Source organism: Rahnella contaminans (genome assembly GCF_011065485.1).
Classification (GTDB): Bacteria; Pseudomonadota; Gammaproteobacteria; order Enterobacterales; family Enterobacteriaceae; genus Rahnella; species Rahnella contaminans.
In genome coordinates this window covers 1380623-1397463 of sequence record NZ_JAADJS010000001.1, presented here as the reverse complement: position 1 = coordinate 1397463, position 16841 = coordinate 1380623, and the positions used below count along the sequence as shown (strand labels likewise).

Below are 16841 nucleotides of genomic sequence, written 5' to 3'. Positions count from 1 at the left end.
TTTGCCAGAGGTCCACGGCGTATAGCGCTCTGGCAAAACAGACTGTCGCGAAGACAGTGCGGGTAGTGAGGATGAAACAAAGGCTCCACGTTGTGGAGCCTTTATATATCACGCTAAATCATCAGCAGATTATTACAGGGACTTGGTGAAAGTACGGGTAATAACGTCTTGTTGCTGTTCTTTAGTCAGTGAGTTGAAGCGTACTGCATAACCAGATACACGGATGGTCAGCTGAGGATAGTTTTCAGGATGTTCCATCGCATCTAACAGCATTTCGCGGTTCATGACGTTCACGTTCAGGTGTTGACCACCTTCGATGGACGCTTCGTGGTGGAAGTAACCATCCATCAGGCCCGCGAGGTTCGCTTTACGAACATCATCATCTTTACCCAGCGCATTTGGAACGATAGAGAAGGTATAAGAAATACCATCTTTTGCGTAAGCAAACGGCAGTTTAGCAACAGAAGTCAGAGAGGCAACAGCACCTTTCTGGTCACGACCGTGCATTGGGTTAGCGCCTGGGCCAAATGGAGCACCCGCACGACGACCGTCTGGGGTGTTACCAGTTTTCTTACCATAAACCACGTTAGAGGTGATGGTCAGAACAGACTGAGTTGCTACAGCGCCACGGTAGGTACGCAGTTTCTGAATTTTCTTCATGAAACGTTCTACCAGGTCACAAGCGATGTCATCTACGCGAGAATCGTTGTTACCGAACTGTGGATATTCGCCTTCAATTTTGAAGTCTACAGCCAGGCCGTCTTCGTCACGGATGGTGCTAACTTTTGCATATTTGATAGCAGACAGGGAGTCAGCAGCAACTGACAGACCTGCGATACCACATGCCATTGTGCGATAAACATCACGGTCATGCAGCGCCATCAACGCAGCTTCGTAGCTGTATTTGTCGTGCATGTAGTGAATGATGTTCAGTGCTGTGACGTACTGTTTAGCCAGCCAGTCCATGAAGTGATCCATGCGGTCCATAACTTTGTCATAGTCCAGCACTTCATCCATCATTGGCGCTTCTTTAGGGCCAACCTGGATTTTCATTTTTTCATCAACGCCGCCGTTGATTGCATACAGCATGGTTTTCGCCAGGTTTGCACGAGCACCGAAGAACTGCATTTGTTTACCCACAACCATTGGGCTCACACAACAAGCGATAGCGTAGTCATCGTTGTTGAAATCAGGACGCATCAGGTCATCGTTCTCATACTGTACAGATGAGGTATCGATAGACACTTTCGCTGCGTACTTTTTAAAGTTCATTGGCAGCTTTTCAGACCACAGGATGGTCATGTTCGGCTCTGGTGAAGGCCCCATGGTGTACAGAGTATTCAGGAAGCGGAAGCTGTTTTTGGTTACCAAAGTACGACCATCAACACCCATACCTGCCAGGGATTCAGTCGCCCAGATTGGGTCACCAGAGAACAGTTCATCATACTCAGGCGTACGCAGGAAACGAACCATACGCAGTTTCATAACCAGGTGGTCAATCAGTTCCTGAGCTTGTTCTTCGTTCAGTTTGCCTGCTTTGATATCACGTTCGATGAACACGTCAAGGAAGGTAGATACGCGACCGAAGGACATTGCAGCACCGTTCTGAGATTTCACCGCAGCCAGGTAGCCGAAGTAAGTCCATTGAACCGCTTCTTGTGCGTTGGTAGCAGGACCAGAAATGTCGCAACCGTATTTGGCAGCCATTTCTTTAATCTGACCCAGAGCACGGTGTTGTTCAGAGATTTCTTCACGCAGCTGGATGGTCATTTCCAGATTCACGCCGTTTTCCAGATCATTTTGCAGAGACTGGAATTGTGCGTATTTATCAGCCATCAGGAAATCAATACCATACAGCGCAACGCGACGGTAGTCACCGATGATACGGCCACGGCCATAAGCATCTGGCAGACCGGTCAGAACGCCAGATTTACGGCAGTTCAGGATGTCTTTGGTGTAAACGTCGAAAACACCCTGGTTATGGGTTTTACGGTAGTCGGTGAAAACTTTTTTCAGCGCTGGATCCAGTTCACGGCCATAAACTTTACATGAACCTTCAACCATTTTAATGCCGCCGAATGGGATCAGAGCACGTTTTAATGGCGCGTCAGTTTGCAGACCAACGATAGTTTCCAGAGATTTATTGATGTAGCCAGCGTCATGAGAAGTGATGGTAGCCGCAACGTCAGTATCAAAATCAACAGGAGCCTTAGTGCGGTTCTCCAGTTTGATACCTTCCATTACTTTATCCCACAGGGTGGTTGTCGCTTGAGTCGCGCCAGCCAGGAAGGATTCATCACCTTCATACGGTGTGTAGTTTTTCTGAATGAAGTCGCGGACGTTTACGCCATTCTGCCATTCACCAGCACTAAAACCTTCCCATGCGTTGGTCAATTTTTCATTGAGCTTGGACATTTTGCACCTACCTTCTAATTTGGATTTCTTAAAAATCGCGTGTAAAACTGTCGTAACAAGAGTGCCACGTTGTATCAGTGGTGCTTCTCATCGCGAAGATATATGACCCAATACGTTAACCCTACCAGCAAACCGCCCCCAATGATGTTACCGATGGTCACAGGAATGAGATTGTCGATGATAAAGTTAGTGATGTTCAGTTCTGCGAATTGTGCCGGAGTTGCGCCGACAGCCTGCCAGAATTCTGGTGTCGCAAAGTTCTTCACCACGATGCCTAAAGGGATCATGAACATGTTGGCAATGCTGTGCTCGAAACCGCTGGCGACGAACATGCCGACGGGGAGGATCATTGCGAACATTTTGTCCATCAGACTGCGGCCGGAGTAACTCATCCATACCGCCAGGCAAACCATCAGGTTAGCCAGAATCCCCAGACAAACGGCTTCAATAAACGTGTGATGCATTTTATGGTCAGCAGTTTGCAGAACGTTCAGTCCCCACAAACCATTATCGACCATATACTCACCTGAGAACCAAATCAGTGCGACAAAGAACAGGCATCCGATAAGGTTACCAATATAGACATTGACCCAGTTACGTGCCAATTGCCCCCAGGTGATACGCCCGCTGGCTTTCGCAATCACGATAAGCACAGTGGAAGTAAACAGGTCAGCGCCGCAGACAACGACCAGCATTAAACCCAGTGAGAAGCAGATGCCCCCAACGAGTTTTGCGAGGCCGTAAGGGACGGTGCCGGTGCCTGTGGTGGCAGTGATATAAAAAGCAAAGGCGATAGAAATAAAGACGCCAGCAGTAATGGCTAAAAAGAATGTTTTTAACGGCTGTTTGGTGGCTTTATAAACGCCGGCATCTTCAGCAACTTTCGCTGTAGCGGCGGGTAATATTAGATCGAAGGGGTTGTCAGCTTTCACATTAACTCTCTTATTCAGGGCTATGCACTGCGCAACGAGATACTAGCAAAGCAGTATAACGTAAAAATTGACGTGGATCATACGAGGCGGTTTTTGGTGCTTTTTGATGTACTACTGAAGGGGTGGTTTTTTGCTTAACTCAATGAAAATAAAAGAATAAAAACATTTTAATTTTTACAAATAAAGTTGATGGACGTTCAAATTATTTTTATTTATACGTAAATTATAATAAGCCATTGTTAATGGCTCTCGTCAATTTTACTTTGTGTTTTTTACAGATGAGCAACTTATTAAAAAGTCCGTGGGGCTTAAGTCAGAAAAATGACAACCGGCCTTTATTTCGCGGCGAATTACACGTCATTTTTTCGGCTGAGTCAAACATTTGGCGGTAAATAACCCCCCCAAAGCCATTACGAAGGGAAATAAAAAACCGGCAGAAAATTCCGCCGGTTCGTAGATTTTTCAAACGTCGGAAGGTCAGGCTTTTGACCAGTAACGGCGTTTTGCTACCTGGAGTTTTTCGTAAGCGCCCAGCAGAGCCTGATGAGCAGGCAATGCTTTGAGGTCGGCATCTACTGCAAACAGACCGTGGAAACGCTCTTCGCCGCTGATGGCTGCTGAAGCATCATCAACCGCTTTCTGACCGTACATTTTCACGAATGCCGTGTAGTACTGAGCCGGATCACGATCTTCTTCCAGGGATAGCTGAAGAAGTGTTTGCAGACAACGGTAATAGTTATTGCGCTCATCGCTGTAAACCGATGCATTGAATTCATGCGCCCATTCAGCCCACGTCAGCGCCTGATCCAAATCGCCGCCTGCCAGTGCCAGCATAGATTTCAGCTCGCCTACGCGCAGGGTGTACCAGCCGTTGTCTTTGCCGCTGGCGATGCCCAGAAGCTCGCGAACGCGGGTAAAGTCATCAAGACCTTCATCATCAAGCTGTGTGATCATTTCCAAATAAGCTTCTTTTGGCAGGTCACTGTCCGGCAATGCCAGCAGTTGATCACGCAGATGCGCGCCCATGCTGTTATTCGCCAGCAGCAAATCTTCAGCCGGATAAATGTCAGACATGCCCGGAACGATAATGCGGCAAGCGTACACGTCAAGATGCTCGTAATCCGCGATATAAACTTCAGCGTCCTCTTTATCAAAGATTGCCATCAGCGTGGCGAACTCTTCTTCTGTCTTGCCGCTGAAGTTCCAGTCTGCAAACGGATAGTCGGCATCCTGTTTAAACATATCCCAGGAAATCAGACCGCTGGAATCGATGAAGTGAGTTTCCAGATTGGCATGTTCAGCCACTTCTTCGTCATCGAAGGTCGGGGCGGTGAAGACGTCCAGATCTTTCAGGCTGCGGCCCTGCAGTAATTCAGTGACCGTACGCTCCAGTGCAACACCGAAGTCCGGGTGTGCGCCGAAGGAAGCGAAACAAGTCCCGTTGGACGGGTTGAACAGCACTACGCAAATGACCGGATAGTCGCCGCCCAAAGAGGCATCGTAAGACAGGATTGGGAAACCTTCTTCTTCGAGTTTGGCGATGGCTTCAACCACACCCGGATAGCGCGCTAGCACGTCAGCAGGGATCTCTGGCAGGCTGATAGATTCCGCGATGATACGGTTTTTGACATAACGCTCGAAGACTTCAGACAGACCCTGAACGCGGGCTTCGTTCGCGGTATTCCCGGCAGACATGCCGTTTGACACATACAGGTTACCGATGATGTTCATCGGAATATATACGGTTTCCAGGTCAGACTGACGGGTGAACGGCAATGCGCAAATCCCGCGATCCGGGTTGCCGGATTGCAGATCAATCAGATCGCTGGCGACCAGTTCTTTATCTGCATCGTAAAATGCGTGCAGACGCTCATCCAGAATACCTTCAGGCAGAAGGTTATCTTCCGGTAGCGGGAACCATTTCTCGTTTGGATAATGCACGAAGTCGCTGTTGGCAATTTCTTTGCCGAGATAGAAATCGGCGAAGAAATAGTTGGTCGACAGACGCTCAAAATACTCACCCAAAGCAGAAGCCAGAGCGGCTTTTTTGCTGGCGCCTTTACCGTTGGTGAAGCACAGCGGGCAGTCGCGGTCGCGAATGTGCACTGACCAGACGTGGGGAACCGGATTCAGCCAGGAAGCTTCTTCGATATTAAAGCCGAGATCGGTGAGTTTTTGTTGGAAGCGGGAAATGGAGTCTTCCAGCGCCGCGTCTTTACCAGGAATAAAAGTTTGCGTCATTGAGTTCACTTTTGAGCGTGCTAAAAACGCGCAATGATACGGGGTTTTGCGTATTAGCTCCATGTATTCGTGTTAAGAATGTAATCGCTGTGTGAAGTCAAAGGGTTGAGTTTGAACGCGCTGTAATAACACCTCCGATTTGCCTGTTCATACACACATTATTCCGCAAAATCAGCGTTAAAAGGAGGAATGAACCTTGTGACGCAGATCTCAACGCGCTTTATCAGGTCATGAGGAATAACCGTTACAGATGGCTTGTTTCGAATGATAAAACCGGTAAATTAATGGTAACTATGTGGCTGTCTCAGAGAAGTGGTGAGGGGAAATGACTCAGGTTTATAATTTTAGTGCAGGTCCGGCAATGATCCCGGCTGAAGTGTTGCGTCGTGCGGAACAGGAACTTTGTAACTGGCACGGACTGGGTACCTCGGTGATGGAAATCAGTCACCGCAGTAAGGAATTTATCCAGGTTGCTGAAGAATCCGAAAAGGATATCCGTGATCTGCTCAATATTCCCCGGAACTATAAAGTACTGTTCTGCCACGGTGGCGCACGTGCGCAATTCGCCGCAGTTCCAATGAACCTGCTGGGCGATAAAGCGTCTGCTGATTATATCGATGGCGGTTACTGGGCTCACAGCGCCGTTAAAGAAGCACAAAAATATTGCTCACCGAATGTCATTGATGTCACCACCACGATTGACGGCAAACGTGGCATCCTTCCAATGAACGAGTGGAAGCTGAGTGCGGATTCTGCTTACGTTCATTACTGCCCGAACGAAACCATTGACGGTATTGCTATCGATGAAATGCCTGATTTCGGGAATAAAATCGTTGTGGCCGACTACTCATCCTGTATCCTTTCGCGCCCGATTGATGTCAGCCGCTTTGGCGTAATTTATGCCGGCGCGCAGAAAAATATCGGTCCGGCTGGCCTGACGCTGGTTATTGTACGCGAAGATTTATTAGGTAAAGCACGCACTGAGCTGCCATCTATCCTTGATTACACCGTACTGGCCGAGAACGATTCCATGTTCAATACCCCGCCAACGTTCGCCTGGTACCTGTCAGGTATGGTCTTCAAATGGCTGAAAGAACAGGGCGGTCTGCGTGAAATGGAAAAACGCAATCAGGCCAAAGCTGAACTACTGTACGGTTCCATCGATCGCACAGGTTTCTATCGTAACCCGGTTGCCGCAGCGAACCGTTCGTGGATGAACGTTCCGTTCCAGATGGCCGACGCTTCACTGGATAAACTGTTCCTGGATCAGGCGCAGGACGCCGGTCTGCATGCGCTGAAAGGCCACCGTGTAGCCGGTGGGATGCGCGCATCCATTTATAATGCAATGCCGATTGAAGGTGTCAAAGCGTTGACCGACTTTATGGCGGAATTTGAAAAACGCCATGGTTAAGCGCGCTGGCTTTCGGGCCAGTACAATGCTTTTGTTAGAAGCCTTAAAAATGACCCCGGCTCGCTGTCCGGGGTCATTTTATGAAATGAAGAATTGGAGAAAGAGTGGAATCCCTGACATTACAACCTGTTGCGCTGGTTAACGGCAGCATCAATTTACCCGGCTCAAAAAGCGTTTCTAACCGTGCGCTTTTACTGGCTGCTTTTGCACAGGGCACTACCCGCCTGACTAACCTGCTCGATAGCGATGACGTGCGTCATATGTTGAATGCACTGACACAACTGGGCGTTACGCACCGTTTATCAGCAGATCGTACCGAATGTGAGATTGATGGTCTGGGCAACGCTTTTTCTGATGCTAAAGGTCTGGAACTGTTTCTGGGGAATGCGGGCACGGCGATGCGTCCGCTGGCGGCTGCATTATGCCTGGGTGAGCAGGATGTCGTGCTGACTGGCGAACCGCGTATGAAAGAGCGTCCGATCGGCCACCTGGTGGATGCACTTCGCCAGGGCGGCGCACAGATTGATTATCTGGAGCAGGAAAATTATCCTCCGCTGCGTCTTCGCGGTGGTTTTAGTGGCGGTGACGTCAGCGTGGATGGCAGCGTTTCCAGCCAGTTTCTGACGGCGCTGTTAATGACAGCTCCGCTGGCAGACAACGACACGACGATTCAGATTAAAGGCGATCTGGTTTCCAAACCTTATATCGACATCACCCTGAACCTGATGAAAACTTTTGGTATTGAAGTTGAAAATAACCAATATCAACAGTTCCATATCAAAGGGAAACAGCAATACGTTTCACCGGGCGCTTATCTGGTGGAAGGTGATGCGTCATCTGCTTCCTATTTCCTCGCGGCAGCAGCCATCAAAGGCGGCACTGTGCGTGTGACCGGCATCGGTAAAAACAGCATGCAGGGCGATATTCGTTTTGCTGATGTGCTGGAAAAAATGGGTGCAACTATTCACTGGGCTGATGACTATATTGAATGCACACGTGGCGAGCTGAAAGGCATAGACATGGACATGAACCATATCCCTGATGCGGCGATGACAATCGCTACCACTGCATTATTTGCCGAAGGTCCGACGACGCTGCGTAATATTTATAACTGGCGTGTCAAAGAAACCGATCGTCTGGCGGCGATGGCGACAGAATTGCGTAAAGTGGGCGCAACGGTGGAAGAGGGTGAAGATTATATTCGCGTTGAACCGCCGAAGGCCCTGAAATTTGCTGAGATCGGAACCTATAATGATCACCGCATGGCGATGTGTTTCTCCCTGGTGGCGTTATCGGACACCCCGGTCACTATCCTTGACCCGAAATGCACGGCGAAAACCTTCCCGGACTATTTTGATCAACTGGCTGCGATCAGCACTCTGGCTTAAACTCTTCCGGTATGTGTGAAGACGGCGGACATCTTTGATGTCCGCTTTTTGCTTTAAAGGTGTCAGAAACGTCCGCTTTTTAGGCAACTGAAAAATGCGGGGTAACAGTTGCCACAAAGGCAGCGTATAATGCCGCTCCTGAATTAGTCGTCTTAGGCTAATGAAGCGGGTATTCCCCACCGAAAGGAGACAAAAATGACGGCTTTAGCCCCGGTAATCACCGTTGATGGGCCAAGTGGTGCAGGTAAAGGTACTTTGTGTAAAGCTTTGGCCGAAGCCTTTAACTGGCACTTACTGGATTCCGGTGCCATTTACCGCGTTTTAGCGCTGGCGGCTTTACATCACCAGGTTGATATTGTCTCAGAAGAGGCGTTAGTTCCGCTGGCCGCACATCTCGACGTTCGTTTTGTCGCTCAGGATGGGCAGTTACAAGTGATTTTAGAAGGTGAGGATGTCACCAACGAAATCCGCACCGAGACGGTCGGGAATACGGCCTCACAGGCTGCGGCTTTCCCCCGTGTTCGTGAAGCATTGTTGCGTCGTCAGCGTGCGTTCCGTGAAACGCCGGGCCTGATTGCTGACGGTCGTGATATGGGCACCGTGGTTTTCCCTGACGCGCCTGTGAAGATCTTCCTGGACGCGAGTTCAGAGGAACGTGCAAACAGAAGAATGCTACAGTTGCAGGAAAAAGGCTTTAGTGTTAACTTTGAACGGCTTTTAGCCGAGATCAAAGAACGCGATGATCGTGATCGTAACAGATCTATTGCGCCTTTAGTGGCTGCTCCTGATGCGTTATTGCTGGATTCAACCAGTATGTCCATCGACGAAGTCATCGAAAAAGCGCTGGCTTATGCCACAGAAATTCTAGGATTGCCGCAAAAACAAACCCGGTAATCGAGCCATAATCTGGTGCTGAAGAACATTCAGTGCCAGTTTTGGCTATAGTTTTTTTTAACCTCGCCGCAAGGATCTGTAGCGGGGCATTTGAAACAACCCCATCCAGCAGGAAGCCAGATGGACGTTAAACTTAAGAACCTAAAGATTATCAACATGACTGAATCTTTTGCTCAACTCTTTGAAGAATCCTTAAAAACAATCGAAACCCGTCCTGGTTCCATCGTTCGTGGTGTTGTTGTGTCTATCGACAAAGATATCGTACTGGTTGACGCCGGTCTGAAATCCGAGTCTGCAATCCCGGCAGAACAATTCAAAAACGCACAGGGCGAACTGGAAATCCAGGTTGGCGACGAAGTTGATGTTGCGCTGGACGCTGTTGAAGACGGCTTCGGTGAAACTCTGCTGTCCCGTGAAAAAGCTAAGCGTCATGAAGCTTGGATCACGCTGGAAAAAGCTTACGAAGAATCTGCAACTGTTACCGGTGTTATCAACGGTAAAGTTAAAGGCGGTTTCACTGTTGAGCTGAACGGTATCCGTGCGTTCCTGCCAGGTTCACTGGTAGACGTTCGTCCTGTTCGCGACACGCTGCATCTCGAAGGCAAAGATCTTGAGTTCAAAGTCATCAAACTGGACCAGAAACGCAACAACGTTGTTGTTTCCCGTCGTGCAGTAATTGAGTCTGAGAACAGCGCAGAGCGCGATCAACTGCTGGAAAACCTGCAGGAAGGCATGGAAGTTAAAGGTATCGTTAAGAACCTCACTGACTACGGTGCATTCGTTGATCTGGGCGGCGTTGACGGCCTGCTGCACATCACTGACATGGCTTGGAAACGCGTTAAGCACCCAAGCGAAATCGTTAATGTCGGCGATGAAATCACTGTTAAAGTCCTTAAATTCGACCGCGAGCGTACCCGTGTGTCACTGGGTCTGAAACAACTGGGCGAAGATCCTTGGGTCGCTATCGCTAAACGTTACCCAGAAGGTACTAAACTGACGGGTCGCGTTACTAACCTGACTGATTACGGCTGCTTCGTAGAAATCGAAGAAGGCGTTGAAGGTCTGGTTCACGTTTCTGAAATGGACTGGACTAACAAAAACATCCACCCATCTAAAGTTGTTAACGTGGGCGATGTTGTTGAAGTTATGGTTCTGGATATCGACGAAGAACGTCGTCGTATCTCCCTGGGCCTGAAACAATGCAAAAACAACCCATGGCAGCAATTCGCAGAAACCCACAACAAGAACGACCGTGTTGAAGGTAAAATCAAGTCAATCACTGACTTCGGTATCTTCATTGGTCTGGACGGCGGCATCGACGGCCTGGTTCACCTGTCTGACATCTCCTGGAACGTTGCAGGCGAAGAAGCAGTACGTGAATACAAGAAAGGCGACGAAATCGCAGCTGTGGTCCTGCAAGTTGACGCAGAACGTGAGCGTATCTCCCTGGGCGTGAAACAACTGGCTGAAGATCCATTCAATAACTACCTGTCTGTTAACAAGAAAGGTACTATTGTTACTGGTAAAGTCACAGCAGTTGACGCTAAAGGTGCTACAGTTGAATTAGCTGGTGGCGTAGAAGGTTACCTGCGCGCTTCAGAAGCTTCTCGCGACCGTATTGAAGATGCAACTCTGGTTCTGAGCGTTGGTGATGAAGTTGAAGCTAAATTCACCGGTGTTGACCGTAAGAACCGTGTAGTAAGCCTGTCCGTCCGTGCTAAGGACGAAGCAGACGAGAAAGATGCAATCGCTGTTGTTAACAACAAACCAGCAGAAGAAAGCAACTTCTCTAACGCTATGGCTGAAGCATTCAAAGCGGCAAAAGGCGAGTAATGACGGGGGGCGACTCTGTCGCCCCGAAACGGTAGTTTAGCTGCAAAGCTTGGAGGTACTATGACCAAGTCTGAACTTATTGAAAGACTTGCTGGCCAGCACTCTCATATCCCGGCGAAAGCTGTTGAGGATGCAGTGAAAGAGATGCTTGAGCATATGGCTGCAACCTTGGCTGATGGTGAACGCATCGAAATCCGTGGGTTTGGCAGTTTTTCTCTTCACTACCGTGCTCCGCGTGTGGGACGTAACCCTAAAACGGGCGATAAAGTTGAGCTGGACGGTAAGTACGTTCCTCACTTTAAGCCAGGTAAAGAGTTGCGTGATCGCGCGAACATTTATGGCTAAGGTTTATTCCTGAAACATAAATGACTGCCTATAGCGAATGCAAAACGGTGCCTTTAAGGTGCCGTTTTTTTTGTCATTTTCGACCTGAAGACTGTTTCCGTTTTCTCTATTCTGCTTATTATTTGCGTAATGCCTCGCATCGATTCCTTCTGATACTTGTCCCTTTTTCGCTCAAAAACCATACTCCAGTCCTGACGTTGACCTGAATTACAGGCCGTTTAACGCTGAGGGTAAAAACATCAAAATCTCAATGGATGAGGTCGCAATTGCCATTATCACCGGCATGGTGCCGCTGATTTTTCTCGCCACAATTCCCACGACAGTTCAGCTTGTTGCCTTATTTCTGATGACTTGTCTGCTGTTCGTTCCTGAACGAAAACTATTCAGACTGATTGCCATCACATTACTGAGCTTCTGTTGGGCTGCTTATCAGGGGCAAATCCAGCTGCAACAGATTTCATCCCTTCAGGGCGTTAAACGTGAAGTGATTGCCGAGGTGAAAACGGTGAGTTTGGGAACGGAAGGGTCTTCCCGCTTCTTCAGGATAGAAAGAGAGGAGGGTAAACGCGTTTTTCCTCCCGTGTTATTCCGGGCTAAATGGGAAGGGGATACTACGCCTCTGTTGGCAGGGCAACGATGGAAAATACTTGTCAGCCTGCGTCCGGCACATAGCCTGCTCAATGAAGGTGGCTTTGATGCACAGCGCTGGGCGTTGTCGCAGCATGCGCCACTGACCGGCACAATCTACAGCGGGGAGCCTCTGGACACTGAGGCGGACTGGCGTCAGCAATTTATCCAACGCGTCATGCAGAAGATGCCAGAACTTATGAATGCGCCAGTGCTTATTGCATTGGCATTTGGGGAGAAAGGGTTGATTCAAAAACCAGAAATGTTGGTTTTACAGCGTACCGGGATTGCGCATCTGGTCGCCATTTCCGGTCTGCACATTGGGATTGCCGCATTGTTTGGTGGGTGTTTGGCGCGGATGTGTCAGTGGTTTATGCCTGTCAGATTAATCGATTATCGCTTTCCGCTGGTAGTCAGTGAGATTTTCCTGCTGGTTTACACGTGGCTTGCCGGTTGTAATGCGCCTGCTATGCGGACAGCGATGGCATTCTCATTATGGATCCTGCTGCGTTACTTTCGGGTTCGTTGTCATCCCTGGCAGGTCTGGTTATGGGGCGTAGCGCTTTTGCTAATAACTGATCCGATGAATTTATTGTCAGATAGTTTTTGGTTGTCGTGTTTTGCCGTCGCTTCTCTGGTTTTCTGGTTTCAATGGGTGCCTTTACCGGCGAAGTTTCAGCGGCACTGGTACTGGTGTGTCATTCGTTGGGGACATTTGCAGGCCGGAGTGACCCTGCTTTTATTGCCCCTGCAAACTGGCATTTTCCATGGGATCAATGTTGCCTCATTTCTGGCAAATATGTGGGCTGTACCAGTTGTATCACTACTCACAGTTCCCTGTGTTCTGGTCGTCCTTTTTCTGAACATCTTCCCGGCCGGGTTGCTGACGGGGATCCAAACCTTACTCTGGCAGGGTGCTGATTACACACTGAATCTGGCAATGTGGGGCGTAAGACCATTCATCGGTAGTTGGTTTGCGCTGGGAGAAAACTTTCTGTTTGTCAGTTTGTTGGGATGGGTTGCTATAATTTTTTGCCGTATTGGGCACGTGAAACAATGGGTTTCAATACTGGTGTCGTTTTGCGCGGTATCCGTAGTCTGGTACGGACGGATCCCTGCTGAACGCTGGCGTGTTGATATGCTGGACGTCGGGCATGGTTTGTCGGTACTCATCAGCCGGAATGGGAAAGGTATTCTCTATGATACGGGGAATAAGTGGGAAGGTGGGTCAGCGGCTGAACAGAATATTTTACCGTTTTTGAATTGGCATAATATCGAGTTAGAACAGATAATTATCAGTCACAACGATATGGATCATCGTGGTGGCCTGCCATTTTTGCAATCGCGATATCCTCAGGCAAGTTTGCGGGAGAGTTCCATGTCAGAGGGGCATCTGGCGTGTGTGGCCGGAGAACACTGGCAATGGCAGGGGCTGAATTTTAACGTTTTATGGCCGGAGGCAAAAGTTGCTGATGCGCGAAATGATGACAGTTGCGTCATCCGCATTGATGATGGTTCATTCAGCCTTTTGCTGACAGGGGATATTGAAGCCGGTTCAGAAAGGGCCTTGATCAGGAAATCGAAGCAGAAATTGCACTCTACAGTGCTTCAGGTTCCTCATCACGGGAGTAATACGTCGTCTTCACCGCCTTTTTTGCGGGCTGTTTCGCCGGAATCGGCGCTGACATCGGCAGCACGTTTCAACAAATGGCATCTTCCCGCGCATAAAGTTGTTAGCAGATACAACAAAGCCCGCTATGACTGGCACTCCACTTCGGATTCCGGTCAACTAAGCCTGTTCATTTATGGTGATTATTGGGCAATTAAAGGCTTACGGGAGCAATTAAACCCACGTTGGTACCACCGCCGGTTTGGAGTATCAGTAGATAATGAGTAGAATAGGCCGCTATTTCTTTCGATGCTGGTTGATATTGCATGATGAACGATAAAGATCTCTCCACGTGGCAGACATTCCGTCGCCTATGGCCGATGATCACACCTTTTAAAGCCGGGCTGGTTGCTGCGGCTATTGCGCTGGTCGCCAACGCCGCCAGTGATACCTTCATGCTGTCTTTGCTGAAACCGCTTTTAGATGACGGATTCGGAAAAGCAGACCGCTCAATTTTACTCTGGATGCCACTTGTCGTAATTGGTCTGATGATTGTTCGTGGCGTGAGCGGGTACATTTCGAGCTACTGCATCTCCTGGGTATCGGGCAAAGTGGTTATGCATATGCGCCGCCGCCTGTTTGGTCACATGATGAGAATGCCGGTCGCATTCTTTGACCAGCAATCCACCGGTACCTTGCTTTCCCGTATTACCTATGACTCTGAGCAGGTGGCTTCATCGTCTTCCAGCGCTCTTGTCACCGTCGTGCGTGAAGGGGCTTCAATCATTGGCCTGTTTATCATGATGTTTTACTACAGCTGGCAGCTTTCAGTGATCTTGCTGGTCATAGCACCGATCGTTTCGGTTGTTATCCGCGTGGTGTCTAAACGTTTCCGTAACATCAGTAAATCGATGCAAAACACGATGGGACAAGTGACGACCAGCGCAGAGCAGATGCTGAAAGGGCACAAAGAAGTTCTGATCTTTGGTGGCCAGAAAGTTGAAACTGAGCGTTTTGATAAAGTCAGTAACCGTATGCGTCAGCAAGGTATGCGTATGGTTTCTGCTTCATCGATTTCTGACCCGATTATTCAGCTGATCGCCTCTCTGGCACTGGCTTTCGTGCTGTATGCGGCAAGCTTCCCGTCTGTGATGGAAACACTCAGTGCCGGTACGATCACCGTGGTCTTCTCCTCGATGATTGCGCTGATGCGCCCGCTGAAGTCCCTGACGAACGTCAACTCCCAATTCCAGCGCGGTATGGCAGCTTGCCAGACGCTGTTCTCTATTCTGGACATGGAGCAGGAAAAAGACGAAGGCAAGCTGGAAGTTAAACGCGTTAAAGGGGAAGTTGAATTCAAGAATGTCACCTTCACCTATCCTGGTCGCGATGCTCCTGCGCTGCGCGATATTTCTTTCGCTCTTCCGGAAGGGAAAACTGTTGCGCTGGTGGGGCGTTCCGGGTCCGGTAAATCGACTATTGCCAACCTGCTGACACGTTTCTATGACATCCAGGAAGGTAAAATCCTGATGGACGGTCATGACCTGCGTGAATATACCTTGTCATCACTGCGCGATCAGGTTGCACTTGTATCGCAGAACGTTCATTTATTCAACGATACGATTGCCAACAACATTGCGTATGCCCGTACTGATCTTTATTCCCGTGAAGAAATCGAAAAAGCCGCAACAATGGCTTATGCGATGGATTTCATCGGTAAGATGGATAAAGGTCTGGACACGGTTATTGGCGAGAATGGTGTCCTGCTTTCTGGTGGCCAACGCCAGCGCATCGCGATTGCGCGTGCGTTGCTGCGCGACTCGCCGATTCTGATCCTTGATGAAGCGACTTCTGCGCTGGATACCGAGTCAGAACGTGCAATTCAGGCCGCACTGGATGAACTGCAAAAAAACCGTACCTCTTTGGTGATTGCGCACCGCCTATCGACCATCGAAAAAGCCGATGAGATTCTGGTGATTGAAGATGGTTGTATTGTGGAACGTGGCTCACACACCGCATTGCTGGAAGAACGCGGTGTTTATTCGCAGCTCTACCGGATGCAGTTTGGCCAATGATTGAGCGTATCTGGTCAGGTAAATCACCGCTCTATCTGTTGCTGTTGCCTTTGTCCTGGCTGTACGGGTTAATCTCGAATTTAATCCGTTACAGCTATAAATCAGGGCTTAAAAAAAGCTGGCGGGCGCCTGTGCCCGTCGTGGTAGTGGGGAACCTCACTGCCGGGGGCAATGGTAAAACGCCGGTGGTTATCTGGCTGGTTGAAACGCTACAGCAGCATGGATTCCGCGTGGGCGTAGTTTCACGCGGTTACGGCGGTAAGGCTGAAAGCTATCCGCTGGTATTAGCAGCAGATACAAAGGCTGCTCAGGCGGGTGATGAGCCCGTATTGATCTTCCAGAGAACCGGAGCGCCTGTTGCGGTGTCCCCGGTTCGTTCTGATGCCGTTAAAGCACTGCTGGCCGCGCATGAGCTGGACGTCATTATCACGGATGATGGCCTTCAACATTACGCGCTTCAGCGTGATGTTGAAGTTGTGGTGGTTGACGGCGTCCGGCGCTTTGGCAACGGCCACTGGTTGCCTGCCGGACCGATGCGCGAACGTCAGGCGCGTCTGCGTTCTGTTGATGCGGTGATTACCAACGGTGGCACCGCGCTTGCCGGTGAGCTGTCTATGGTTTTACAGCCGGGCAAAGCCGTGAATCTGGTGACGGGTGAACTGCGCGATGCATCGATGCTGAAGAATGTGGTGGCGATGGCCGGTATTGGTCATCCACCACGCTTTTTTGCGACACTCAAACAGCTGGGGGTAGATTTGCAAAAGGAAATCGCTTTCGCCGATCATCAGGCGTACTCCCCTGAACAGATTTCCGCTACGGTACAACCCGGTCAGCAGCTTCTGATGACGGAAAAAGATGCCGTAAAATGCCGCTCTTTTGCTCAGCCGGACTGGTGGTATTTGCCCGTCGAAGCAAAAATTCAGGGTTTACAGGCAGAGAAATTATTGCAAAAAATAGCTGATCTTATTTTGAAAACCCATCTTTAAGCGGGTTGTATCTTCGAAATCCACTTCAGATATTCGAAATTTACGTAAATTTATAATTTCAATGCGACTGATTTTAATGACTTAT

General features: G+C 49.3%; 11 protein-coding genes. 8 read left to right on the top strand and 3 right to left on the bottom strand.

Annotation, left to right across the window (positions count from 1 at the left end; genetic code table 11):
- Positions 1-132: 132 nt before the first annotated feature.
- The 3 genes from pflB to ycaO form a co-directional block, all read right to left on the bottom strand.
- Positions 133-2415: a formate C-acetyltransferase gene (gene pflB, locus GW579_RS06225; RefSeq protein ID WP_152324167.1), complete on the bottom strand. Its 2283-nt coding sequence runs from the start codon at positions 2413-2415 to the stop codon at positions 133-135.
- Positions 2416-2489: 74 nt separating this feature from the next.
- On the bottom strand, positions 2490-3347 hold the full coding sequence (focA, locus tag GW579_RS06220) for a formate transporter FocA (RefSeq protein ID WP_095922616.1): 858 nt from the start codon (positions 3345-3347) through the stop codon (positions 2490-2492).
- 477 nt (positions 3348-3824) lie between these two features.
- Positions 3825-5588 carry a 30S ribosomal protein S12 methylthiotransferase accessory factor YcaO gene (gene ycaO, locus GW579_RS06215; protein ID WP_165058099.1) on the bottom strand — a complete coding sequence of 588 codons (1764 nt, stop codon included), beginning with the start codon at positions 5586-5588 and terminating at the stop codon, positions 3825-3827.
- A 325-nt stretch (positions 5589-5913) separates the two neighbouring features.
- On the opposite strand from ycaO, the gene serC reads away from it, so the two are divergent.
- The 8 genes from serC (at position 5914) to lpxK (ending at position 16756) form a co-directional block, all read left to right on the top strand.
- Positions 5914-6999: a 3-phosphoserine/phosphohydroxythreonine transaminase gene (gene serC / locus GW579_RS06210; RefSeq protein WP_152324164.1), complete on the top strand. Its 1086-nt coding sequence runs from the start codon at positions 5914-5916 to the stop codon at positions 6997-6999.
- A 104-nt stretch (positions 7000-7103) separates the two neighbouring features.
- On the top strand, positions 7104-8387 hold the full coding sequence (gene aroA / locus GW579_RS06205; RefSeq protein ID WP_152324710.1) for a 3-phosphoshikimate 1-carboxyvinyltransferase: 1284 nt from the start codon (positions 7104-7106) through the stop codon (positions 8385-8387).
- A gap of 195 nt (positions 8388-8582) precedes the next feature.
- A complete protein-coding gene (gene cmk, locus GW579_RS06200) occupies positions 8583-9281 on the top strand; it encodes a (d)CMP kinase (protein ID WP_152324163.1) in 699 nt (232 codons plus the stop codon).
- Between the two features lie 156 nt (positions 9282-9437).
- Entirely contained in the window at positions 9438-11114 is a 1677-nt protein-coding gene (gene rpsA / locus GW579_RS06195) for a 30S ribosomal protein S1 (protein WP_101076455.1), read from the top strand.
- 60 nt (positions 11115-11174) lie between these two features.
- Positions 11175-11459: an integration host factor subunit beta gene (ihfB, locus tag GW579_RS06190; protein WP_013574835.1), complete on the top strand. Its 285-nt coding sequence runs from the start codon at positions 11175-11177 to the stop codon at positions 11457-11459.
- Between the two features lie 250 nt (positions 11460-11709).
- Positions 11710-13983, top strand: coding sequence for a DNA internalization-related competence protein ComEC/Rec2 (locus GW579_RS06185; protein WP_165058096.1), 2274 nt, complete (start codon positions 11710-11712; stop codon positions 13981-13983).
- 38 nt (positions 13984-14021) lie between these two features.
- A complete protein-coding gene (msbA, locus tag GW579_RS06180) occupies positions 14022-15770 on the top strand; it encodes a lipid A ABC transporter ATP-binding protein/permease MsbA (protein WP_152324162.1) in 1749 nt (582 codons plus the stop codon).
- Positions 15767-16756 carry a tetraacyldisaccharide 4'-kinase gene (gene lpxK / locus GW579_RS06175; RefSeq protein WP_165058094.1) on the top strand — a complete coding sequence of 330 codons (990 nt, stop codon included), beginning with the start codon at positions 15767-15769 and terminating at the stop codon, positions 16754-16756. Before msbA ends, lpxK begins: the two co-directional genes overlap by 4 nt.
- Positions 16757-16841 lie beyond the last annotated feature (85 nt).